Origin of the sequence: Amycolatopsis sp. lyj-112, from assembly GCF_046549055.1 — a bacterium.
Lineage (GTDB): Bacteria > Actinomycetota > Actinomycetes > Mycobacteriales > Pseudonocardiaceae > Amycolatopsis.
This window is the reverse complement of sequence record NZ_JAJPWS010000004.1, coordinates 329,502-351,956: the sequence shown is the minus strand read 5'-3', so window position 1 is coordinate 351,956 and position 22,455 is coordinate 329,502. Positions and strand designations below refer to the sequence as shown.

The window sequence follows — 22,455 nt, the reverse complement described above, 5'->3', positions numbered from 1 at the left end:
ATCACGAGCGCCACAGGGTCAGTTCCAGTTCGTCGGCCGCGCAGTGGTGTTCTCGCGCCCATCGGGCGAGCAGATCGCAGTAGCGCCGGTAGGTCTCCGGCGGCCAGGGTCCGGCGCGGTGCAAGGACTCCCAGCCGCACTTTTCGCGCAGGGCGGTGGCGACGACCCGGTCGAGAATGAGGCAGGGATGTTCCGGCGCTCCACCGCCGGCGAAATACAGGAACTTCGTGAAGAACGACGGGCCGAGCCCACGGATCTCGTTGTGCCGCGGGCGGAGCAATGCGTAGGCGCGTTCCGGATCGCGTCGGGACTCCTCCGCGGCTCGGGTCAGAAGGTCTTCGGCGCGCACGACGTCGGCCTCGATGCTGTTCAGGCGTTGGCTGTTCTGTCGCAGGTGGCTGCCGGAACCCCACGCCAGAGTCCGCCACAGGAGCGTGAACACGTGCTCGGCAGGCGCCCAGACATCGGCCCGGGTCAGTGTCGTGGCAGTCGGTGGGGATCCCGGGAGGCGACGGGACGCCACCGCCTTCTCCCACCACTCCTGCCGGATGCGGATCGCCTGCTCCTCGACGGTTTCCCGTTCCGGAAGCAAGGACACCACCCATTCCGGCAAGTGCAGGGCGCTGAGATCGGTTGCGGACACACCCACAGGTCGCGAGCGGGGCCCGAAGTCGTTACGGGCGATCGGTTTCCGACGCCGTGTCGAGATCCTGCCATGTCGGGTATCCGCCATCTCCCGGCCGTGTGGGAAGCGTGATCGCCCGTCTTTACTTCTCGTACGGACATCGGGGGCTCATGTCGAAAGGGATCATCGTGAGTACGAGAAAGACCTTGCTTGCCCGGGGAGGACGCCCGCGCACGACGGTGGTGGCGATCGCCGGCGCGTTCCTGGCTTCGGGCCTGGTGCTGGCTCCTGCGGCGGGCGCGGCACCCGCTGCGAACGCCGAGCCGGACACCGCGGCACTCGCCGGCGGGCTGACCGCGCAGAACGTCGCATGGGGCGAGTGCGACTTCCCCTCGGTCGCCCCCGCGACGGCCGCCGAGCTAAAGAAGGTCAAGGGCCTCGCCTGCGCCACCGTCACGGTGCCGCGCGACTGGCACAACCCGCAGGACGGCAACACCATCGGCATCCGGGTCTCCAAGACCGCGACCGCCTACCCCGGCACCGGCAGGCAGGGCATCGCGCTGGTCAACCCGGGCGGACCCGGCGGCGAGGGCCTGCCGTGGGGCGCCGCGATGGCGAAGCGCAGCCCGGTGCTGGCCGCGCAGTACGACTTCGTCGGCTTCGACCCCCGCGGTGTCGGCCAGAGCACCCCGCTGACCTGCAGCTACACCGTCCCGAACAGCACTGATCAGAATGTGATCAACAAGGCGAAGGTCGCGGGCTGCCTCGCGAACCCGCTGACGAAGTTCATCACCACCGAGCAGACCGCGTACGACATGGACTTCATCCGGGTCGTGCTCGGCGAGAAGAAGACCAGCTACATCGGTTACTCCTACGGCACCTGGCTCGGTACCTGGTACGCGACGACGTTCGCCAGCAAGGCGCACCGCTTCCTGCTGGACTCCTCGACCGACGCGAGCCGCTCGACCCTCGAGAAGACCTGGGACCTGCAGCCGCGCAGCCGTGACCGCCAGTTCCAGGACGCGCTGCTGCCCTACGTCGCGCGCAACGACGCCAAGTACAAGGCGGGCACCGATCCGCTGGAGATCCGCCGCAAGTGGGAGCAGGCGGGCGGCACCCGGGAGTTCGCGGGCATGCTGTACGCGGCCTGGTTCATCATCCCGGCGATGTACGACACCACGCAGTACCCGTCGGCGGCCTCCATCGTGGCCTCGGCCGTCACCGGCCCCGCTCTCACGGGCACCGATGAGGAGAAGGTCGACCAGCTCGTGGCGAAGGCGCTGCGGACCCCCGGCCTGACCGACGCGAACAAGGCGTTCCTGGCGAAGGCGAAGACCAACGCGCTGGAGGCCATCGCGAAGAAGGACTCGGTCGAGCGCAAGGCCTCGTACCAGGGCGGCGCCGAGGTCGAGACCTGGGACGCCACGTTCGAGGCGATCCGCTGCCAGGACGGCCAGTGGAACCAGAACCTGCACTACTGGACCTACTGGCAGGCCGACCTGACGGTCAACGCCCCCTTCATCGCGCCGATCATGGCGCTTTCGGGCGCGCCGCTGTGCGCCTACTGGCCGACCACCAACGCCAAGCCGGCTCCCCACGCGAAGACCTTCCCGAAGCTGCTGATCGCGCAGACCGAGCTGGACGCGGCGACGCCGTACGAGGGCGGGCTCGCCAGCGCGAACGGCCTCCCGGGCGCGAAGATGATCAGCGTCGACAACGAAGGCAGCCACGGGATCTTCCCGTACAACACCGACTGCGTCGACGACCCGATCGTGGCCTACTTCCAGACCGGCCTGACGCCGAAGAAGAAGTTCACCGGCTGCCAGGGTCTGCCGCTGCCGGGTGAGGACAAGACGGTCGAGGTCGGTGGCCACCTGGGTCACGACGGCAAGATCAAGATCAAGATGATCACCCCCGAGGTGCGCAAGGCGAACGAGATCGTGCGCGAACTTCTCGAGGGCACCGCCACGCCGGAAGCCGACGAGAAGGGGCTTCCCGCCAACAGCTGACCGAAGCCGACACGAGGACGAGGCCCCCCGCGGCGCGAGGGGTCTCGTCCTCGTGCGTGGATCCGTCACCTTTTCGTTATCGATTCACGCGCACGATCTTGGTCCTTTTCCCCTCTGTACAGGTGAGTGGGTGAGTTCGAAGCGGTGGGGAAGACGCACCGACATCGTTGTCAGGTGCTGTCGCACGTCCTCGACGGGGGAGGAGAAGGTCATGCTCGCCGAGTCGCGGGGCCTGTCGGTGGAGGCCGAGCAGCTGTACCGCGCCCTGCTGGACGGCAGTTCGACCCAGCCCGGCACCGCGCTCGCGGAACTCGAGCGGTTCGGCTTGGTCCGGGCGGGCGCCGCCGGTGTCGAGGTCTGCCCGCCACGGGCGGCGCTGTCGGCGTTCGCCGCGTCGCACGAGGCCGCCGCAGTCCGCGCGCGAGAGGTCGCCGAGGTGCTCGGCGCCGCGTACTCCTTGCGGACGGGCAGGGACGCGGACTTCGTCGAGGTGCTCCGCAGCGCGGTCACCGGGGCAGCTGCGTTCCGGTGAGCATCGGCGACCACGGATTCCTGCGCGGCGTGACAAAGCGAGCGCGGGGTGTGCGGTGGCCGTTGATCGAGCGCGGTGAACCCGGTTAACCTCGGCCGTTCCGGAAATCGGTACGCCGGTTTCCGGAACGAGGCGAAGGAGTTCGCGGAAATGGTTCAGCGGACGACATCGGCGGGACCGACGCTGGCACTGATCGCACTCGGCGCCTTCGTCACCACTCTCGACAACACGATCGTCGCGGCGGGAGCGCCGTCGATCGCCCGGGATCTCGCGCTGGATCTGCCCACCCTGCAATGGGTGAGCATCGGGTACATGCTCCCGTTCGCCGGCCTCCTGCCGGTGGCGGGAACCCTGGTGGACCGCTGGGGGCAGGCCGCGACGCTGCGGGCCGGGCTGCTCGTGTTCGGCGCCGGGGCGGCCGCCGGGGGGCTGGCCGCGACGGCGTGGCTGGTGATCTCCGCGCGAGTGCTGCAGGGCGCCGCGGCGGCGTTCCTGGTGCCCGCCCTGCTCAGCCTGCTCCGGACCAATCTCGACGCGCGCAAACGGGCGGTCGGCGCGACGGTGTGGACGGCCTGCCTCGCGGTCGCGCTGGCGCTCGGCCCGACGCTCGGCGGTGTGTTGAGCGAATACCTGGGCTGGGGCTGGATCTTCTTCGTCAACCTTCCCTTCGTCGCGGCGATGCTGCTCCTGCAGACGCGGGTCGCCGTCGCCGGCCGGGATCCGGCGGCCGGACGGCCTGCCGTCGTCTCGATGCTGGTGGTGACCACCGGCCTGGTGCTGTTCACCGCCGCCGTGGTGGAACTGGGGGAGGGAAGCCGAAGCCTGCTGACACCTCTGGCGCTCGGTGCGGCGGGAGTGTCGTTGTGCCTCTGGTTCGTGGTCAGGGAAAGACGCGCGCGCGTACGGCTGGTGCCCGCGGATCTGATCGGCCGGCGGGTCTTCGTCGGCGCGCTCACCGTGCAGTTGCTGTGGGGACTGGGTGTCTCGGGCGTCTTCTTCTTCACCCCGTTGCTGCACCAGGAATCCCTCGGGCTCGGCCCGGTGCTCGCCGGGTTACCGCTGGTCGTGGTGGCCTTCGCGGTCGTCGCCGCGACCCCGCTGGTGCCCTGGGCGGTACCGCGGTTCGGTCCACATCGGACCGTCGCGGCCGGACTGGGCCTGGTCACCGCGGGACTGCTCGCACTGGCCGTGGTCAACCACATTCCGGAGGTGTCGCCGAGAATCCCCGGGATGGTGCTGATCGGCGCCGGATCGGCCCTGACCACGCCGCTGACCTCGTACGTACTGGAAATCGTGGCGGAGCGGCAGGCGGGCACGGCGTCCGGTCTGCTCACCGCGTCCCGTGAACTGTCGAGCGCGCTGGGAGTCGCGCTGATCGGGACGGTACTGACGGTGGTGCGCACGGCACATCTCGACGAAGGCGCGGGCCCCGCCTTGGCCGACGGTTACACGGCCGGACTGCTGACCGCGGCCGCATTGGAACTCGCCGGCGCGCTCCTCGCGATCCGGGTGCTGAGCGTCCGTGCGGGTGAAAGTCCGTCCCAAGGTGACAAGCACGGTGCCTCGTTTCTCTCTTCCCGGTGAGCATGCCTGCACCGGCGTGAGCGTTTCGCGCTCATTTCATTGACACTCTTCCGGGCTGATCCATACAGTTCCGAGCAGAAAGAACGGCTTTCGGGAATTGAATCCGATTTCGGCAACGATGCCGTTCCGCTGGAATTCACCTGGTCCTGATCACGTCATCCATGAGGGGCTATGGAAACCATTTCCGAAACGGTCGTCGTCGCCCGCGGGCAGGACGACACACCCGGCGGCGAGTCGTTCGCGACGCTGCTTCAGTACTGGGCCCGGCGTCTGGGCGACGAGGTCGCCGTGACCTACCTCGACCACCGCGGCGGCGCGGACGGCCGGGCGGTCACGCTGTCCTGGCGTGAACTCGACGACCGGGTGGACGCGCTCGCCGCGCGGTTGACCGGGGTCGCCGAACCGGGGGAGCGGGCGGCGATCCTGGCCCGCCAGTCCGTCGACTACGTCATCTCCTTCCTCGGGGCGATTCGGGCCGGGCTGGTCGCGGTGCCGCTGTTCGCCCCGGATCTTCCCGGACACGCGGGCAGGCTGGCCGCCGTGCTCGCCGACTGCGCCCCTCAGGTCGTGCTCACGACCGCCGACGGGATCGACGGGGTCACCGGTTTCCTGGCCACGACGGAGATCGAGCCGCCCGCGGTCGTCGCCGTCGACACCCTCGTTCCGGTCGCGGCCGGTGACCATTCCTGGCCGCGACCGGGGCTCGACGACCTGGCGTACCTGCAGTACACGTCCGGTTCGACGCGGACCCCGGCCGGCGTGATGCTCACCCATCGCAACGCGCTCACCAACGCCCGCCAGGCATGCGACGCCTACGGTGTCCGGACCGGGACGTCGTCCACCGTGAGCTGGCTGCCGCTCTTCCACGACATGGGCCTGATCCTCGGTATCGGCGCGCCGATGGCCGCGGGCGCGGCCTCGGTGCTGATGGACCCGCTCGCGTTCCTCGAGCGGCCGTCCCGGTGGCTGCACGCGCTCTCGGCCAGCCCCGGCGCGATCAGCGCGGCGCCCAATTTCGCCTACGCTTACAGCGCTTCCCGGGTGTCCGAGGACGAGAAGAGCTACCTCGAACTGAGCCGGGTCGTCTCACTGATCAACGGGAGTGAGCCGGTATTGCCCGCCACCATCGCGAAATTCCACGACGCCTTCGCCGAATGCGGGCTCCAGCCCGAGGTTCACCGCTCCTCTTACGGACTGGCCGAGGCCACCGTGTTCGTTTCCGTCACCGACGCCGGCAAAGCACCGAGGCAGGTCACTTTCGATCGCGACCGGCTCGCCGCCGGATTCGCGCTCCCCGCCGGATCCGGTGCGGCGGCCACGACGCTCGTCTCGTGCGGTCGTCCGGCGGGCCAGCGGATCGTCATCGCCGACCCGGTCACCGGTGAGCCCGTCGAACCGGGCGATGTCGGCGAAATCCGGGTCAGCGGCCCGAATGTCGGAACCGGCTACTGGGGTCGGCCCGATACGTCGGCCGCCGTTTTCGGCCTGCCGCCGCTCGATCCGGACTCCGGCGAAGGCTGGCTGGCGACCGGCGACCTCGGCGTGCTCTTCGACGGCGAGCTGTTCATGACCGGCAGGCTGAAGGACCTCGTCATCGTCGACGGCCGCAACCACTACCCGCAGGACATCGAACAGACCGTGGAGGACCATCCCGCGGTCCGGCCGCATTCCGCCGCGGCCTTCGCGATCGAGCACGAAGACGGGGAAGCGGCGGTCGTGATGCTGGAACGGGCCAAGGGAATCGAAGCCGACGTCGCCACGGCGATCGCCGAGGTGCGGGTCGCGGTGTCGGCGGCGCACGGCTTGCGCCTGCACGACGTCGTTTTCCTGACCCCGGGCGAGGTACCGCGGACGTCCAGCGGCAAGATCAGCCGAGCCCTGTGCCGCCGGTCCTATGCGGACGGTGCGCTGATCGCACGGCGGCTCGGGTGAACGCGCCGGACGCCGCGGAGATCCGCGCCTGGCTCATCGGCCGGGTCGCGGAACGGACCGGCCTGCCCGCCGACCAGGTCGATCCGGACCGGCCCTTGCACGAAAGCGGGCTTTCCTCGCGGGAGGCGATGGCCCTCGCCGCGGATCTGGGCCGCCATCTCGGCCGTCCGCTGGCACCGACCCTGGTCTGGCAGTACCCGACGATCACCGCTCTCGCCGCCCGTCTGTCCACAGTGGAGCATGGCGCCGCCGCGGCAGCGGAAGGCCGCGAGGAGGAACCGATCGCGATCGTCGGCCTCGGCTGCCGTCTGCCGGGCGGGGTCGAGTCCCCGTCACGGTTCTGGCGGTTCCTGGACGCGGGCCGCGACGGCATCCGCGACGTCCCGGAAGACCGCTGGGAAGCCTTCGCCTCCGGCCACGACCTCGACTGGCTGCCCGGACGCGGCGGTTTCCTCGGCGACATCGCCGGGTTCGACGCCGAGTTCTTCGGCATCGTGCCGGGAGAAGCCGAGGCGATGGACCCGCAGCAACGGATGCTGCTCGAAGTCACGTGGGCCGCGCTCGAAGACGCCGGTATTCCGCCGTCTTCCTTGCGGGGCAGCCGGACCGGGGTGTTCGTCGGCCTCTCGGCTGGCGAGTACGGCTACCTGACGCTGACCGACCCCAACGCCGTCGACGTCTGGTCCGCCACGGGTGCCGCCACGAGCATCGCCGCCAACCGGCTCTCTTACCTGTTCGACCTGCGCGGGCCCAGCCTCACCCTCGACACCGCCTGCTCGTCGTCGCTGGTGGCGGTGCACCAGGCGGTGCAGAGCCTGCGCCGCGGCGAATGCGCGACCGCGCTCGCCGCCGGGGTGAACCTGCTGCTCACGCCGGGCGTCACCGCCACCTTCCAGCGGGCCGGGGTGCTCGCCGCCGACGGCCGCTGCAAACCGTTCGACGCCGCCGCCGACGGGATCGCCCGCGGCGAGGGCTGCGGCGTGGTCGTCCTCAAACCGCTCAAGGCCGCCCGCCGCGCGGGAGACCGTGTCCTGGCGGTGATCCGCGGCAGCGCGGTGAACTCCGACGGCCGCTCGAACGGTCTCGTGGCACCCAGTCCGGACGCGCAGGCCGCCCTGCTGCGCGACGCCTACGCGTCGGCGGGGTTCGAACCGTCCTCTGTGGACTATGTCGAGGCCCACGGCACGGGTACGGCGCTGGGAGACCCGATCGAAGCCGGTGCGCTCGGCGAGGTGCTCGGCACGGGACGCGAACCCGGCCGCCCGCTGCTGATCGGCTCGGTGAAGAGCAACCTCGGTCATCTCGAAGGGGCGGCGGGGATCGCCGGGCTGATCAAGGTCGTCCTGGCGATGGTGCACCGGCGGCTGCCGCCGAGCCTGCACTACCACGAACCCAGCCCGCATATCGATTTCCCCGGCCTCGGCCTGCGCGTGGTCGACACCGGCACGGACTGGCCGCGGTACTCGGGTGTCGCGCGCGCCGGGATCTCCGCGTTCGGCTTCGGCGGCACCAACGCCCACGTCGTGGTCGAAGAGTGGCCGGCCGCCTCGTTCCCTGCCCACGCGAAGAAGACCGAGGGCCCCCAGGTGTTCGCGCTGTCGGCCCGCTCGCCCGAAGTGCTGCGGGCGCGGGCGGGTGATCTGGCCGACTGGCTCGACGATCCCGCCCACCGCACGGTGCCGCTGGACACCGTCGCCGCCACGCTGGCGCGGTGCCGGGACCACCTGCCGGTCCGCGGCGCCGTGGTCGCCGAAGAGCGCGGCCGGGTCGCCGCCGCGCTGCGCGAACTGGCCGCCGGGCGCGACGGCGGCGACGTCGTCATCGGTGAGGCCGGCCCGGCGCCCCAGGTCGTCTTCGTGTTCTCCGGCTACGGTTCCCAGTGGCCCGGGATGGGCCGCCTGTTGCTGCGCACCGAACCCGCGTTCCGCGCCGAGGTCGAGGCGCTCGATCCGGTGTTCCGGGCCGAAGCCGGATTCTCCTTGCGTGAGGTGTTCTCCGGCGAGCGCGATCTGCCGGACCTCGGGGCGACGCAGCTCGCGTTGTTCGGCATGCAGCTGGCCCTCGCCGGGCTCTGGCGTGCGCACGGCGTCGTCCCGGCGGCGGTGCTCGGGCATTCGATGGGCGAGGTCGCGGCGGCGGTCGTCGCCGGTGCGCTGGACGTCGCCGACGGCCTGCGCGTGATGGCCACGCGGGCCCGGCTGCTCGCGGAGGTCGACGCGACCGGTGACGGCGCGATGGCCGTGGTCGAACTGTCCCCGGCCGAACTGGCCGACCTCGAAACGGAATTCCCCGGGATCACCGTCGCGGTCTACGCGTCGCCGGTCCAGTGCACGGTCAGCGGCGGCGCGGACCAGGTCGAGGCGCTGGTCTCGCACGTCGAGAGCCTCGGCAGGCTGGCCAGGAGGCTGCCGGTCCGGGGCGCCGGGCACTCGGAGGCCGTCGACGCCGTTCTCGGCCGGTTCCGTGCCGGACTCGACGGCCTGGCCCCGAAGCCGGCCGAAATCCCTTGCTACAGCAGTGTTCTCGATGATCCCCAGCAGACGCCGGCGTTCGACGTCGACTACTGGGCGGCGAACCTGCGCCGTCCGGTGCGGTTCAGCCAGGCGCTAGCCGCGGCGTCCGCCGACGGGTACGGCGTGTTCGTCGAGATCTCGCCGCACCCGGTGGCGCTGGCGGCCGTCGAGCAGACCACCCGCGCGCTCGCGCTGGCCTCGGCGAGCCGCAAGATCGACGAGCGGACGGCGTTCCTGACCGCTCTAGCCCGGCTGCACGCTCTCGGTCTGCCGGGGGTGCTCGACGCTCGCGGTCCTCGCCCCGTGCCGGTCGCCCTGCCCGGCCCGCGCTGGCGGCACGAACGGTTCTGGCCGCGGCACCCGGCCGCCCGGGCCGGATCCGGTGGCACCCATCCTCTGCTGGGCGTGCACATCGAGCAGCCCACCGGCGGAGGACACCTGTGGCGCGCCGATGTCGGCACCGCGGGGCTGCCGTGGCTCGCCGATCACGCGGCGATGGGTGTCCCGCTGTTCCCCGCCGCCGGTTTCCTGGAACTGGCGCTCGCCGCCGCCAGGGCGGTGCTGCGGCCCGGCCGCGGGCAACTGCGCGTCGGCGGCCTCGAACTGCACCGAGTGCTCCCACTCGCCGCGCACACCGAGGTGACCACCAGCCTGAGCACCGGTTCCGGTCCTTCTCAAGGACAAGTGGACGTCTACGCGCGGTCCGCACACGGCGGCTGGATCCGCCACGCCACCGCTCGCGTCCGCGACGGGGACACCCCGCTGGTCCCGTTCGGCGCGATCGACGGCGACACCCGGCCGCTCGACCTCTACCAGGCGCTGTCCGACATGGGCCAGAGCTACGGCCCGGCCTTCCGCGGGCTGCACGGGGTGCTCACCGCACCCGGCCGCGCTTCGGCGTCGATCACGGTGCCGGACGGCTCCCGCGAACACCCGGCGTTCGTCCTGCACCCGGTGATCGCCGACGCCTGCCTGCACGCGCTCGCCGCGGCCAGTGGTGACGCGCTCGGTGAAGCCGACGGCGTCTTCCTGCCGCTGACCCTGGGCGAAGTCGTGCTGGCCGGTGATCCGCGCCGCGTCGTCCGCGTCGACGCCGTTCTCGACTCGGTCGACCCGGCCGGTGACGGCCTGGTCGGCAGCGTCCAGCTGGTCGACGCCGACGACGCCGTCCTGGTGGAGTTCCGCGAGGTCTACTGCCGCCGGTTCCAGCGTTCGGCGCTGCCGGTCCCGATGGAAGACCTGCTGTTCGAGGCCGTGTGGCGGCAGACCGATCTGCCCGCGGCCGGTCCACGGGCGCACAGCTGGGTCGTGCTGTACGACGAGGAGCACAAGGGAACCCCGTGGCTGACGGCGTTGCGCAACCGGCTCACCGAGACCGGTGACGAACTGGCGATGGCGCCCCTCGGCGATCGTGCCGCCCTGGGGAAACTGGTGCGGTCCCGCGAGGTGACCGGAGTGCTCGCCTGTACCGGCCGCCCTGTCACGGAAGGCGACTTCGACCCGATGCACGCAGGGCGGAGGGTCGCCATTCTCTCCGGGGTGCTCGCCGAACTGGCCGAGGAGGCGTCGGCCGCGCGGCTGTGGCTGCTCAGCGCGGGCGCGTCGGCCGTCGAACCCGGCGAGACCGGGGACCCCGACCAGGCGTGGCTGCGGGGACTGATCCGGGTCCTCGCCTTCGAACATCCCGAACTGCGGGCGAGCCAGGTCGACTTCGACGCCGAGCCGGATCCGGCCCGGCTGTGGGTCGCCCAGCTGGTGTCGGAGATCCGCGCGGATGCTCCGGACGACGAGGTCGCCTGGCGCGAAGGTATCCGGTACACCCGGCGGCTGGCCCGGCCGCAACTCGCCGAACCCGGCAACGGAACCGTTGTGCGCGAAGGCGCGTACGTGATCACCGGTGGACTCGGCGGCCTCGGGCTCGTCGCGGCGGACTGGCTGGCCACGCGCGGCGCGACCAGGCTGGTGCTCTCCGGTCGCCGCGGCGCGAGCCCGGAGACCGAGCCGGCGCTGACGGCACTGCGTGAGCTGGGCGCCGATGTCCGGGTGGTGGCGGGCGACATCGCCGCGCCGGGTACCGCCGAGGCGCTGATCGCGGCGGCCACGGAAGACGGGACGCCGTTGCGCGGTGTGCTGCACGCGGCCGGTGCGCTGTCCGACGGTGCGGCCGTTTCCGTCGGCACCGACGCGGTCGACGTCGTCTGGCGGGCGAAGGCGCTGGGCGCGTGGCGGTTGCACGAGGCGACCGCCGGGCACGACCTCGACTGGTGGCTGACGTACTCGTCGGCGGCGGCGTTGTTCGGTTCGCCGGGGCAGGCCGCTTACGCCACCGCCAACGCCTGGGTGGACGCGCTCGTCACGTGGCGCCGGGCCGCGGGACTGCCGGCGGCCACCATCGGCTGGGGTGCCTGGGGCGAGGCGGGCGCGGCCGCGGGCAGCCGGAACCCGGTGCTCGAACCGCTCGGCACCGAGGAGGCGCTGGCGGCGCTGGAGGCCGTGCTGGCGCGTGATCGCGCGACGACCGGGATCGCCCGCGTCGACGCCGCGACCGTGCTGGCCCTGTTCCCGCGCCTGAGCGAACGGCCGTTCTTCGAAGTCCTGGTGCAGGCCGGGGAACGGGACGCTGAACCGTCCACATGGGACGGGATGGACGCGTTGCGGGCCGGCCCGCCGGAGGCGGCTCGCACGGTGCTGACCGACTATCTGGCCGGGCTCGTCGCCGGAATGCTGGGCTATGCCGCCGAGGAGGTCGACAGGCACGTCCCGCTCACCCGGCTCGGCCTGGATTCGCTCACCGCCATGCGGGCGCGGGGTGTGGTGGAACGCGATTTCGGCCTGCCGCTGCCGGTTCCGCTGCTGTTGCGCGGCGCCAGCCTGGCCGAACTCGCCGACCATCTCGCCGAGCAGGCCGGTTTCGGCGGGGAAAGCCCGCGGCCCGCCCGGGCGGACGTCGTCGTCGGGCCGCGTGATCCGGCCGAACGCTGGGTCGCCCGGCACTGGCAGGCCGAACTGGGCGGCGCCGAACCCGGTGTCCACGACGACTTCTTCGCCGCCGGCGGCGATCCGGCGGCCGCGGAACGACTGCGGTCGGCGTTCGCCGGTCAGCTCGGTTCGGTCCCGGACGTCGACCGGCTCTTCGCCACGCCGACGGTGGCCGCGATGGCCGATCTGGTGCGCAACGAGATCGAGGGCCGCGGCGGGTGCCCGGTCCGGCCGTTGCGTGAGGGCGGCGTCGATCCGGTGTTCCTCTTCCACCCGGCGGGCGGACCGACGAGTGTCTACGACGGACTCGTCCGGCTGCTGCCGGAGGGCAGGCCCGTCTACGGGCTCGAACGGATCGACGAAGAGGACACCGTCGAGGGCAAGGCCGACTGTTACCTCGAACTGATCCGGGAGATCCAGCCGCACGGGCCCTACCGGCTGGGCGGGTGGTCGTTCGGCGGCTGCCTCGCCTACGAAACGGCCCGGCGGCTGACCGCGGCGGGCGAGCGGGTCGACCTGGTGTTCCTGATCGACAGCATCCTTCCGTTGCCCGCGAACGGAAAGCCCATGCACGAACTGCTGCTGGACCGGTTCGCCCGGTTCGCCGAGCACGTCGAGCAGACCTACGGCGTTCCGCTGGACATCTCACGGGAGGAACTCGTCCGGCTCGGCGAGGACGAGCAGATCCGGCTGGTGATCAGCAGGCTGGCCGCGCAGGTTCCCGGGATGGGCCAGGGTGTCCTGCGGCACCAATATGAGTCCTATGTGGACGCGCGGGTCGCCGAACGCTACCACCCGGAGCCGTACGCCGGGCCCGTGCTGCTGATGCGCGCGCAGGAGCCGCACCCGCTGACCACCACTCTCGACCCGCGGTACCTGCGCACCGACGACACTCTCGGCTGGGATGCCTTTTGCAGCGCGTTGGAGGTCGTGCGGGTTCCGGGCGACCACCTGTCGATGATCGACCCGCCGCAGGTCGAGGTGGTCGCCGCGGCGCTCGCGGACCGGCTCACCGTTTGCGAGGAAAGGGCTTGCGAGGAAAGGGTGACGCGGACATGACCCTCGAAGACATCCCCTTCGCCCCGACGACCGCGTTCCGGATCGCCGATCTGGCCGCCCGGCAGGACGAAGCCGTCCGGATCGCCGAGAAACGGGCCGTCGACCGGCAGCACGCCAAGGGCAAACTGACCGCGCGCGAACGCATAGATCTGTTGCTGGACCCGGGTTCCTTCGTCGAACTCGACCAGTTCGCCCGGCACCGGTGCGCCGAGTTCGGAATGGACGCCAACCGGCCCTACGGCGACGGCGTGGTGACCGGACACGGCACCGTCGACGGCAGGCAGATCTGCGTGTTCTCCCAGGACTTCACCGTGTTCGGCGGAAGCATGGGGGAGGTCTTCGGCGAGAAGGTGCTCAAGGTGATGGACCTGGCGATGAAGCTGGGCTGCCCGGTCATCGGCATCAACGACTCCGGCGGCGCCCGGATCCAGGAAGGCGTCGTCTCGCTGGCGTACTACGCCGAACTCGGCAGGCGCAACGCCCTCGCCTCCGGCGTCATCCCGCAGATCTCGCTGATCATGGGGCCGTGCGCTGGCGGCGCGGTCTATTCGCCGGCGATCACCGACTTCACCGTGATGGTCGACGAGACCGCGCACATGTTCGTCACCGGGCCGGACGTCGTGCACGCCGTCAGCGGCGAGCGGGTCACCGCGCAGCAGCTCGGCGGCGCCGCGGTGAACAGCGAGGTGTCCGGGAACGCCCACCACCGGGCCGCGGACGAGCGGGACGCGATCGACTTCGTGCAGACCCTGCTCGGCTATCTGCCGTCCAACAACCTCGACCCCGCACCGGACTACGCCGACGACACCAGCGACGAGCTCACCGCGGCCGACCTCGAACTCGACCGACTGGTGCCCGATTCGCTGAACCAGGCCTTCGACATGACCGAGGTCATCGTCCGGCTGGTCGACGACGGCGAATTCACCGAAGTTCACAGTGCCTTCGCCCCCAACATGATCTGCGCGTTCGGCCGGGTGCAGGGGCGCACGGTCGGCATCGTCGCCAACCAGCCGCGCCACCAGGCCGGGGTGATCGACATCGACGCCTCCGAGAAGGCCGCGCGGTTCGTGCGGTTCTGCGACGCCTTCAACATCCCGCTGCTCACCCTCGCCGACGTCCCCGGCTATCTGCCCGGCGCGGCGCAGGAACGGCACGGGATCATCCGGCGCGGCGCGAAACTGATCTACGCCTACTCGGAGGCGACCGTGCCGAAGGTGACCGTGGTGACGCGCAAGGCCTACGGCGGCGGTTACGCGGTGATGGGGTCGAAGCATCTCGGCGCGGACGTCAACATGGCCTGGCCCACCGCGGAGATCGCGGTCATGGGCGCGGAAGGCGCGGTGCGGGTGCTGCACCGGCGCGAACTCGCCGAACTGCCACCGGACCAGCGCTCCGCCGAGCGGACACGGCTCACCGACGCCTACCGCAAACGCCACTCGAACCCTTACCTGGCCGCGGAACGCGGTTACATCGACCAGGTCATCGCGCCGTCGCAGACCCGTCTGCAGGTCGCCAGGGCGTTGCGCGCGCTGCGCACCAAACGGCAGACCCTTCCGGCCAAGAAGCACGGAAACATCCCGTTGTGAGCAAGGAGAAGCGATGAACCGAACGCGGCGCTGGGGCCTGCTGGTGTTGTCCATGGTCGCCCTGCTCGGGGCGAGCGCGACGTCGGTCCCGGCGAGCGCCGCACCGTCCTCGCCGGTGGCCGACAACGGCGCGAAAGTGGTCGAGGAGACGTGGCTGGACGCGCGCACGGTCGACCTCAAGATCAGTTCACCCGCGCTCGGCACCACCGGTATGGTGCGGCTGCTGGTGCCCACCGGATGGGCGGCGCAGCCCACGCGGACCTGGCCCACGCTGTACCTGCTGCACGGCTGCTGCGAACCGGTGGACTACCGCTCGTGGGACCAGTTCACCGACGTCAAGGCGTTCACCGCGAACAAGGACACCCTCGTCGTGATGCCGACCGGCGGCTCGGCCGGCATGTACACGAAGTGGTGGAACTTCGGGTTCAAGGGCGTGGACTGGGACACCTTCCACACCCTGGAAGTGCGTCAGATCGTCGAGCGCGGATACCGCGCCGGCACCCGGCGGGCCATCGCCGGGCTGTCGATCGGCGGGTACGGCGCGCTCGCCTACTCGTTCAAGCACAAGGGGATGTTCGCCGCGGCGGCGTCCTACAGCGGCGTGCCCAACACGCTCTACCCGGGAATTCCCCTGTTCATCCAAGGGATCCTGGCCCGTGCCGGTGTCTTCAACTATCTCGAACTCTGGGGCGACTCCTGGGGGATGCGGGGACTCTGGTCGTCGAACAATCCGTTCGACCACGTCGACGACCTGCGTGGCACGGCGCTCTACATCTCGTGCGGGAACGGCCAGACCGGGCCGCTCGACCCGCCTGGACAGTCCGACATCCTCGAACCGTCCGCGCTCCTCGCCTCCTCGAGTTTCACCGACCGGTTGAAGCTCAAAGGAATCCCGGTGACCGTCGACTACTACGGCGCCGGCACTCACAGCTGGCCCTACTGGCAACGGTCCCTGCGGAACTCCTGGCCGGTCCTGGCCGAAGCCCTGGGCGTTCCGGCCTGACCCTTTCCTTCCCCTATCCCTGCCCTTTCCCCGATGGAGGTTCCGGTGAAACCTGCCCGATTCCGACCGTTGTTCCTGGCGGCTCTGAGCCTGTCCGTGGCGGCGCTGGGCATCGTCGCGGCGACCTCGTCCGCCGCAGCCGAGCCGTCCGCCGCCGCGGTGGGACTGCCCGGCCCCTTCGACGATTCCTTCTACAAAGCACCTTCGCCGCTGCCTGCCGGAAGTCCCGGTGACGTCATCCGGTGGCGCCCGGCGGTGCCGCTGATGAACATCGCGAACGCCGACGCCTGGCAGGTCATGTACCTGTCCACCAATGGGCTGGGCCAGCGCAACGCGGTGACCGGGACCGTTTTCGTCCCGAAGGGTGTCGACCCGGCCAAGGCGCCGATCGTCGGTTACGCCGTCGGCACGCAGGGGCCGGCGTTCAAATGCACGCCGTCCAAGGCGATCGAGCGGGGCACGCTCTACGACCAGCCCGCCATCAACGACTCGATCTCGAGCGGCTACGCGGTCGCGGTGACCGACTACGAGGGCTACTCGGCGACGACCGTGCCCACCTACATCACCGGGCAGTCGATGGGACCGGCCGTGCTCGACTCGGTCCGGGCGGCACAGAACTTCTCGCCTGCCGAGCTGTCCAAGAGCGCCAAGGTGATCGTCCAGGGTTACTCCCAGGGCGGCGGAGGCTCGATGTGGGCGGGGGAGAAGCAGCCGACCTACGCTCCGGAACTGAACCTGGTCGGCGTCGTCGCGGGTGGCGTCCCGGCGGATCTGACGGAGGTGGCCAAGGGCCTCGACGGCTATATCGGCTTCGGGTTCCTGGCTTTCGCCGCTGTCGGGCTCGACGCGGCGTACCCGGATCTGAAGCTGGACTCGTACCTCAACGACACGGGCAGGAAGGAACTCGGCGACGCCAAGAAGAACGCCTGCGTCGCCGAACTGCTGCTCAACTACCCGTTCAAGAAGATCAGCGACTACACCACCACCAATCCGCTGAACACTCCGCAGTGGCAGGCGCGGCTGGCGCAGAACAAGCTCGGCGCGAACCCGCCGCGGGTCCCCGTGTTCCAGTACCACGCGACCACGGACGAGATCGTCAACACGCCGCAGGCGGAGACCCTGCACAAGGCGTACTGCGCGGCCGGGGTCCGTGAACAGTGGAAGACCTACATCGCCGAACACGCGACCGGCATCCTCGCGGGCAACGCGGACGCGCACCAGTGGATCGTGAAGCGGTTCAAGGGCGAGCAGGCACCTTCGAACTGCCCTTAGTCCTCTACTTGCGTTCGTAGCGGGAAGCGACATTCTCAGGTGCAGCGCCAGCGCACCGGGCCGATGTCGGGTTCGGCGCTGCCGACGATCGTCCCGTCGTCACTGGCGATGGCCGGATATGCGGACGTGGCGTCCTGGGGGAGCGGTAGCTTCGCCAGCAGGCGAGTGCCCCGCCAGACGGCGGGCGGTCCGTTCCAGTCGCCGGCGCTGCCGGCGATCAGGCCGTGCCGGTTGATGTCTTCGGCCTCGCCGCCGCCTTCGAGCAGATGGGGACTGCCCAGGTGCCAGAGCACCGCTTGGGCTTTCTCGCCGATGATCGTGCCGACCGCTCGTCCCTTGCTGAGGGCCCGTGTGACCACCGGGACGTCCGGGGAGGGTGGCAGCGGGGAGAGTTCGCCCGAACGCCACAGATAGGCCGAATACCCTCCGCTGATCAGGATGGTGCCGTCTTGGTCGATGTCGACCGGGGAAGCCCAGGGAAGTTCGGGCGGAGAGATGACCAGCGGTCCGGAACCGTAGGCGAACCACGCGATCACCACGTAGCCGGTGGAGTCCGGTTTTTCCGCCATGGCGACGACGTCGCCGCGATCGTTGATCGCCACCGCCCGCGGCTTTTCGTAGGGCGCCGGAACCGGCAGTGTCTCGTATTTCCCCTTGCGGTATAAGAAGACTTCATTCCGTATGCCGTCAACGGTGGCGTTGATCAGCGCGGTGCCCGACCGGTTCTGGTCGGCGGGCATGGCGGAGTCGGAGCCTTTCGGCAGGGCGACCTCTTCGGGCTGGTCGCCCTGCCATCGCAGCAGACCGGCTTTGCCGGAGCCATAGGCCCGATGGCCGAAGTAGCTGCCCGCGCCGTCGGTGGTATCGACCGACACGAGCCTGCGCTCCGCCCCCGGCGGTACCGCGATGGGCGTTGCCTGCCAAGAACACGATGCGGACTCCGGCGCCGGCAGCGCGATCGCCGGAGTCGCCGGCAGGGCGGAAAAGACGAGACCGGCGAACCCGGCCACGGTCATACGTCTCACTAGACGGCTGTTCCCCATGGGATCCCCTCAGCTGGCTGGTGCTGGCTGTGACGGGATCACGCGACGCCCCCGCCCGGTCGTTGCCCGGGGTACGCCGATATCACCCGATCGGCCGCAACGAGGTAGCGAATTGCCTCTCCGGTCAAAGCGCAACGACGAAAGTAGGACGTCCGTTATGGACCCTACTTTCGACGCTACGCCGAGCTATGGCGGTGCTTCTAGCCTTCGAATCGTCGAGGTGCCCGACTCGGAATAGGCCGTACCGGCCGTTTCTCTTTTCTTTGTCGTTCTGAATTCCTCGACGTCCCCGCCAACCCTGCCTGAAGGAAATTCGAATGCGAATTCGTGTACCCCTTGCGCTTTCTTTGCTGAGCGTGTGCGTCGGCACCGTCGCGCTCACCGCCCCGGCGGCCGCTGCCCCGGCCGATGCCGGTTACGACCGGACGATGCTGGAGGTGCTGGCCGACCAGCTGCACACCACTCCTCAGCAGGCGGCCCAGAAGCTGGACGCCGAGAAGAGCCTGATCGCGTCGCTGGGTGGTGTCCAGTCCCAGGGATTCCGTACCGACGGGGCGTACTTCGACGGCGCCGGCGCACTCGTGGTGAACGCGCCCGACGCCGGTGCCGCCCAGGCGCTGCGTTCGGCCGGGCTCACCCCGCGGACCGGTGTGCGCGGCGAGAAGGCGCTGACCGAACTGGCCGCGGCCGTCGGCAACACCATCGGCGCCGGTGTCGGCCAGGTTCAGTCGTGGGGCCCGGACGTGGCCTCGGACAAGGTCGTCGTCACGGTCGAACCGGCCGCGAGCTCCGCGCTCGTGCGGCGGCTGGCCGCCCTGCCCGGCGTGACCGTCCAGAAGGGACAGACCGGCGGTGACGTGGTCACCGCGGACGTGATCCCCGGCCAGATCATGGACCTCGACCCCGGCACCAACTGCTCGCTCGGCTTCCCCGGCACCACCAGCGACGGCGACAACGTGCTGCTCACCGCCGGCCACTGCGTCGAAGGCAACCCGGACATCCTCGACCGCAACGGAAACCACATCGGCCAGGGCGTCGCCACCGAGTTCCCGCGGACCGACATGGGCCTGATGGACATCGACGACGAGGACACCGGCCGCGGCTACGTGGACACCCGCAAGGGCACCACGGTGCGGATCACCGGCAGCTCGAAGGCCCCGGTCGGCACCACGCTGTGCAAGGCGGGCAACACCACCGGCTGGACCTGCGGAAAGATCAGCGCGTACAACCAGACCGTGCGCTACAGCGGGGAGAGCGTCGCGACCACCGGACTGGCCAAGTCCACCGTCTGCACCGAGGGCGGCGACAGCGGCGGCGCCTACATCGCCGGCAACACCGCACAGGGCATGACCTCCGGCGGCCCCAACGACGGGCACGACTGCGGCTACAACCAGGGTTCGAACGCCACCGGCTCGTACTCCTACTACCAGCCCGTCGTGGACGCGGCTAACACCTACGGGGTCACGCTGACCCGTTCCTGACCGAAGAAAACCCGGGAGCGGGAACGGCCGTGTCAGGCGGCCGTTCCCGTTTCTTGGCGTCCAGGGGAAGAAGTTCCGCGCCAACGGCGAAGTAGTGGTGAAAGCTGTCGCCGACGGGAAGGAACCCCATGACAGAGGCAGCCCCATGACGGCGGGACCGGTGACCGACGCCGATCTCGCCGCCGGGTTCCCCCAGGACCCGGAGCTGTTCATCGAAGTGCACGACCGCTACTTCACGGTGATCTACCGGTATATCGCCGGGCGGCTCGGTGCCCAGGTCGCTGAGGACGTCGCCGCGGAGACGTTCCTCGTCGCGTTCGACCGGCGCGCCACGTTCGACGTCACGCGCGGTGACCTGCGCGCTTGGCTGTTCGGCATCGCCACGAACCTGGTGGCCGGGCACCGCCGCAAGGAGGCGCGGCACTATCGGGCCCTTTCGCGTCTCGACCAGCCCGTGGCCGCTGAGGGGCACGAAGGCCGCGTCGTCGCGTCGATGGCTCCGCGACTGTTGTCGCCGGGGCTGGGGAAGGCGCTCGCCCGGCTTTCCGCCGGAGAACGCGACGTTCTGCTGCTGGTCGCGCTCGCCGAGCTCGACTACGCGGAAGTGGCGGCGGCACTCGGTATTTCCCCTGGCACGGTCGGCTCTCGGCTGCACCGCGCCCGCAAGAAGCTCACCCCCGTTCTCGCCCGGGAGGCACTCGATGAATGACCTGCGGACACTGCGCGCGACCCTGACTCCCGACGAGCCGTCCCAGGACGTCGTCGACCGCAGCCGGCACCGGCTCCAGAACCGGATGCTCAGCGGACCGAAGCCGCGCAAGCGCGTCGGCCTGCTGACCGTCGGCGCCGGTCTCACCGCCGCGGCGATCGCGGCGGCCGTGGTGGTCGTGGCCTCGCCCGGCGCTCCGGGCCCGCAGGGTGTCGTACCCGCCGTCACCGCGGGGAACGTCCTTCTCGCGGCGGCCACGGCAGCCGAGCGCGCCCCGGCGGGTTCCGGCGCCTACTGGTACGTCAAGGTGACGGTGGCGAGCCTGCCCACCCACAGCCAGGACGTGTACGAGTACTGGACCTCGGCCGACGGCCGGACGTTGTGGTTCCGGGGGGCGAAGAGCGGCGGCCGGGTCGAGCAGTTGACGCTCGCTCGGACCGGCTTCTCTCTGGGCGTGGTCACCGTGACCCTCGATCAGCTCCAGGGCCTGCCGACGGACCCGGCGGCGTTGAGGGCGTGGCTGGTCACGGCTGTGGAGAAGAGCGGCACCCGGACGAGCGCGGGACCACCCACCGCGAGCGATCGCGAGCTGTTCGTGCTCCAGACGCTGATCTCGCTGGTGTCCACGACGCCGGCGCCGCCGCAGATCCGCGCCGCGGCGTTCCGGGCGATCGCCGCGTACCCGGGGGTGCGCGAACTCGGCGCGGTGCCGGGTGGGCAGGGCCTGATGCTGCCCGAGGGGGTGCGGCTCGTCGTCGATCCGGCGACCGGGCGGGTGAACAAGACGTCGATGTACATGAGCGTGGACGGCGGGGCGCATTACACGGACGATCCGGACGGCGCCGCGATCAGCGCGGACTGGACCGACGTGCTGCCCGAGTGAGCGGGGACGCTCCTTCCTGGTCCTGACGGAGACGAGGAAGGAGCGTCGCCATGAACGCCATCATCGTCGGATCGGGGATCTTCACTTTCGATTTTTATCCGAGGTCGCGCCGATTCGTCCGGGCCCTGCCGGACAGGGAATCGCGCAAAGTCTTTGTTTCACCACCAGCGGTTTTCCGGAACCGCGGTTCCGGCCCTTATAGCCGTCGTTTGGCGGGGACTCTCGGCCGGAGGGGTTTCGAAGGTGGTCGGGAGCTTTTCCTGTCGATGTCCGGTGCTTTGACGGCCGTTGAACAGTCACTTCGGCGGATGGACTTCCCGGCGTCACACCGGTAGACCAGAGAGTCGTGACTTCCGTCAAGCGCCGCTTCGGCGCGCTCCTCGCCCTTCTGCTGCTCACCTCGGCCGGCCTCGCCGCTCCGGCCGCCGCCGCCACGAACCTCACCGTGATGAGCTTCAACATCTGGATGCGGGGCTCGCACGGCGGAATCGGCTCGGTGGTGAACCAGATCCGCGCCTCGGGCGCGAACGTGGTCGCGTTGTCGGAGACCGGTGGCGGCGCCACCGAAGCGATCGCCGACGCGTTGGGCTGGCAGCACACCGAACCCGGCTGGGACATCGACGTGATCAGCGCGCTGCCGATCCAGGACACCGACTGGAAGTCCTGGAACGACACGGGCGCGCAGGCCATCGCGGCGAAGATCGCCGGTGTCTGGGTCTACTCGATCCACCTCGACTACACCAAGTACGGCCCGTACAACGCGTGCTTCGACAAGGACAGTGTCAGCACGATCCTCGCCGACGAGACGAACCGGCGCCGTCAGGCCGAGCAGATCGCGGAGTGGACCGGCAGCAGTCCGGGTATCGTCGCCGGTGACCTGAACAGCCCGTCCCATCAGGACTGGACCGCGGCCGCCAAGTCCGTCCACTGTGGATACGAGGTGGCCTGGCCGACCACGAAGGCGTTCACCGCGCGCGGTTTCACCGACTCGTACCGCCGGGCACGGCCCGATCCGGTGGCCGCACCGGGCAACACCTGGTCGCCGGTGGTCAAGGACAACCAGGGCAGGCCGGAACCGCAGGACCGGATCGACTTCGTCTTCTCCCGCGGCGGCTCGGTCACGCCCACCGGCAGCCGCACCTTCGGCGGCGGCACCGGCTGGCCCTCGGACCACCTCGCCGTGATCAGCACCTTCACCGTCTCCTGAGCGTTTGTCACGTCCGTACGACCGGCGCGGGACGAGTT

Annotated in this window: 15 protein-coding genes; 13 read left to right on the top strand and 2 right to left on the bottom strand. The window is 70.2% G+C overall.

All coding sequences use genetic code 11. The features are described from left to right. Window position 1: 1 nt before the first annotated feature. Window positions 2-643 carry a hypothetical protein gene (locus ACLJRL_RS17400; protein WP_410657222.1) on the bottom strand — a complete coding sequence of 214 codons (642 nt, stop codon included), beginning with the start codon at window positions 641-643 and terminating at the stop codon, window positions 2-4. A 170-nt stretch (window positions 644-813) separates the two neighbouring features. On the opposite strand from ACLJRL_RS17400, the gene ACLJRL_RS17395 reads away from it, so the two are divergent. The 8 genes from ACLJRL_RS17395 (at window position 814) to ACLJRL_RS17360 (ending at window position 17,094) form a co-directional block, all read left to right on the top strand. Beyond that, the gene (locus ACLJRL_RS17395; RefSeq protein ID WP_410657221.1) at window positions 814-2,634 is read left to right on the top strand and encodes an alpha/beta hydrolase; all 1,821 of its coding nucleotides are present in this window, start codon (window positions 814-816) and stop codon (window positions 2,632-2,634) included. A 211-nt stretch (window positions 2,635-2,845) separates the two neighbouring features. Next, complete coding sequence (locus ACLJRL_RS17390) at window positions 2,846-3,166, top strand: hypothetical protein (RefSeq protein WP_410657220.1); 321 nt, start codon at window positions 2,846-2,848, stop codon at window positions 3,164-3,166. 150 nt (window positions 3,167-3,316) lie between these two features. Beyond that, window positions 3,317-4,750 carry an MFS transporter gene (locus ACLJRL_RS17385; protein ID WP_410657219.1) on the top strand — a complete coding sequence of 478 codons (1,434 nt, stop codon included), beginning with the start codon at window positions 3,317-3,319 and terminating at the stop codon, window positions 4,748-4,750. Window positions 4,751-4,921: 171 nt separating this feature from the next. Continuing rightward, the gene (locus ACLJRL_RS17380) at window positions 4,922-6,682 is read left to right on the top strand and encodes a fatty acyl-AMP ligase (RefSeq protein WP_410657218.1); all 1,761 of its coding nucleotides are present in this window, start codon (window positions 4,922-4,924) and stop codon (window positions 6,680-6,682) included. Continuing rightward, a complete protein-coding gene (locus ACLJRL_RS17375; RefSeq protein ID WP_410657217.1) occupies window positions 6,679-13,233 on the top strand; it encodes an SDR family NAD(P)-dependent oxidoreductase in 6,555 nt (2,184 codons plus the stop codon). The genes ACLJRL_RS17380 and ACLJRL_RS17375 overlap by 4 nt, the downstream gene beginning before the upstream one ends. After that, window positions 13,230-14,819: an acyl-CoA carboxylase subunit beta gene (locus tag ACLJRL_RS17370; RefSeq protein ID WP_410657216.1), complete on the top strand. Its 1,590-nt coding sequence runs from the start codon at window positions 13,230-13,232 to the stop codon at window positions 14,817-14,819. Before ACLJRL_RS17375 ends, ACLJRL_RS17370 begins: the two co-directional genes overlap by 4 nt. A gap of 13 nt (window positions 14,820-14,832) precedes the next feature. Then, the gene (locus ACLJRL_RS17365) at window positions 14,833-15,822 is read left to right on the top strand and encodes an alpha/beta hydrolase (RefSeq protein WP_410657215.1); all 990 of its coding nucleotides are present in this window, start codon (window positions 14,833-14,835) and stop codon (window positions 15,820-15,822) included. A gap of 33 nt (window positions 15,823-15,855) precedes the next feature. Next, window positions 15,856-17,094 (top strand): lipase family protein, encoded by a 1,239-nt coding sequence (locus tag ACLJRL_RS17360; protein WP_410657214.1) that lies wholly within the window; start codon window positions 15,856-15,858, stop codon window positions 17,092-17,094. Window positions 17,095-17,129: 35 nt separating this feature from the next. Here ACLJRL_RS17360 and ACLJRL_RS17355 read toward each other — a convergent pair whose 3' ends face one another. After that, entirely contained in the window at window positions 17,130-18,110 is a 981-nt protein-coding gene (locus ACLJRL_RS17355; RefSeq protein WP_410657213.1) for a hypothetical protein, read from the bottom strand. A gap of 344 nt (window positions 18,111-18,454) precedes the next feature. Between ACLJRL_RS17355 and ACLJRL_RS17350 the strand changes: the two genes are divergently transcribed. From ACLJRL_RS17350 to ACLJRL_RS17330, 5 genes are all read left to right on the top strand, one after another. Further along, window positions 18,455-19,618, top strand: coding sequence for a S1 family peptidase (locus tag ACLJRL_RS17350; protein WP_410657212.1), 1,164 nt, complete (start codon window positions 18,455-18,457; stop codon window positions 19,616-19,618). A 145-nt stretch (window positions 19,619-19,763) separates the two neighbouring features. Further along, complete coding sequence (locus ACLJRL_RS17345; RefSeq protein ID WP_410657211.1) at window positions 19,764-20,327, top strand: RNA polymerase sigma factor; 564 nt, start codon at window positions 19,764-19,766, stop codon at window positions 20,325-20,327. Beyond that, on the top strand, window positions 20,320-21,210 hold the full coding sequence (locus ACLJRL_RS17340; RefSeq protein WP_410657210.1) for a CU044_5270 family protein: 891 nt from the start codon (window positions 20,320-20,322) through the stop codon (window positions 21,208-21,210). Before ACLJRL_RS17345 ends, ACLJRL_RS17340 begins: the two co-directional genes overlap by 8 nt. 50 nt (window positions 21,211-21,260) lie before the next feature. Then, on the top strand, window positions 21,261-21,545 hold the full coding sequence (locus ACLJRL_RS17335; RefSeq protein ID WP_410657209.1) for a hypothetical protein: 285 nt from the start codon (window positions 21,261-21,263) through the stop codon (window positions 21,543-21,545). Window positions 21,546-21,556: 11 nt separating this feature from the next. Further along, window positions 21,557-22,417: an endonuclease/exonuclease/phosphatase family protein gene (locus tag ACLJRL_RS17330; RefSeq protein ID WP_410657208.1), complete on the top strand. Its 861-nt coding sequence runs from the start codon at window positions 21,557-21,559 to the stop codon at window positions 22,415-22,417. The last annotated feature ends 38 nt before the right edge of the window (window positions 22,418-22,455 follow it).

Excerpts from the sequence above, each read along its gene's own strand:
- ACLJRL_RS17390 (WP_410657220.1), top strand. The coding sequence starts at position 2,846 with ATGCTCGCCGAGTCGCGGGGCCTGTCGGTGGAGGCCGAGCAGCTGTAC.
- ACLJRL_RS17360 (WP_410657214.1), top strand. The coding sequence starts at position 15,856 with ATGGAGGTTCCGGTGAAACCTGCCCGATTCCGACCGTTGTTCCTGGCG.
- ACLJRL_RS17365 (WP_410657215.1), top strand. The coding sequence starts at position 14,833 with ATGAACCGAACGCGGCGCTGGGGCCTGCTGGTGTTGTCCATGGTCGCC.
- ACLJRL_RS17350 (WP_410657212.1), top strand. The coding sequence starts at position 18,455 with ATGCGAATTCGTGTACCCCTTGCGCTTTCTTTGCTGAGCGTGTGCGTC.
- ACLJRL_RS17370 (WP_410657216.1), top strand. The coding sequence starts at position 13,230 with ATGACCCTCGAAGACATCCCCTTCGCCCCGACGACCGCGTTCCGGATC.
- ACLJRL_RS17380 (WP_410657218.1), top strand. The coding sequence starts at position 4,922 with ATGGAAACCATTTCCGAAACGGTCGTCGTCGCCCGCGGGCAGGACGAC.
- ACLJRL_RS17385 (WP_410657219.1), top strand. The coding sequence starts at position 3,317 with ATGGTTCAGCGGACGACATCGGCGGGACCGACGCTGGCACTGATCGCA.
- ACLJRL_RS17345 (WP_410657211.1), top strand. The coding sequence starts at position 19,764 with ATGACGGCGGGACCGGTGACCGACGCCGATCTCGCCGCCGGGTTCCCC.
- ACLJRL_RS17340 (WP_410657210.1), top strand. The coding sequence starts at position 20,320 with ATGAATGACCTGCGGACACTGCGCGCGACCCTGACTCCCGACGAGCCG.
- ACLJRL_RS17355 (WP_410657213.1), bottom strand. The coding sequence starts at position 18,110 with ATGACCGTGGCCGGGTTCGCCGGTCTCGTCTTTTCCGCCCTGCCGGCG.
- ACLJRL_RS17335 (WP_410657209.1), top strand. The coding sequence starts at position 21,261 with ATGAACGCCATCATCGTCGGATCGGGGATCTTCACTTTCGATTTTTAT.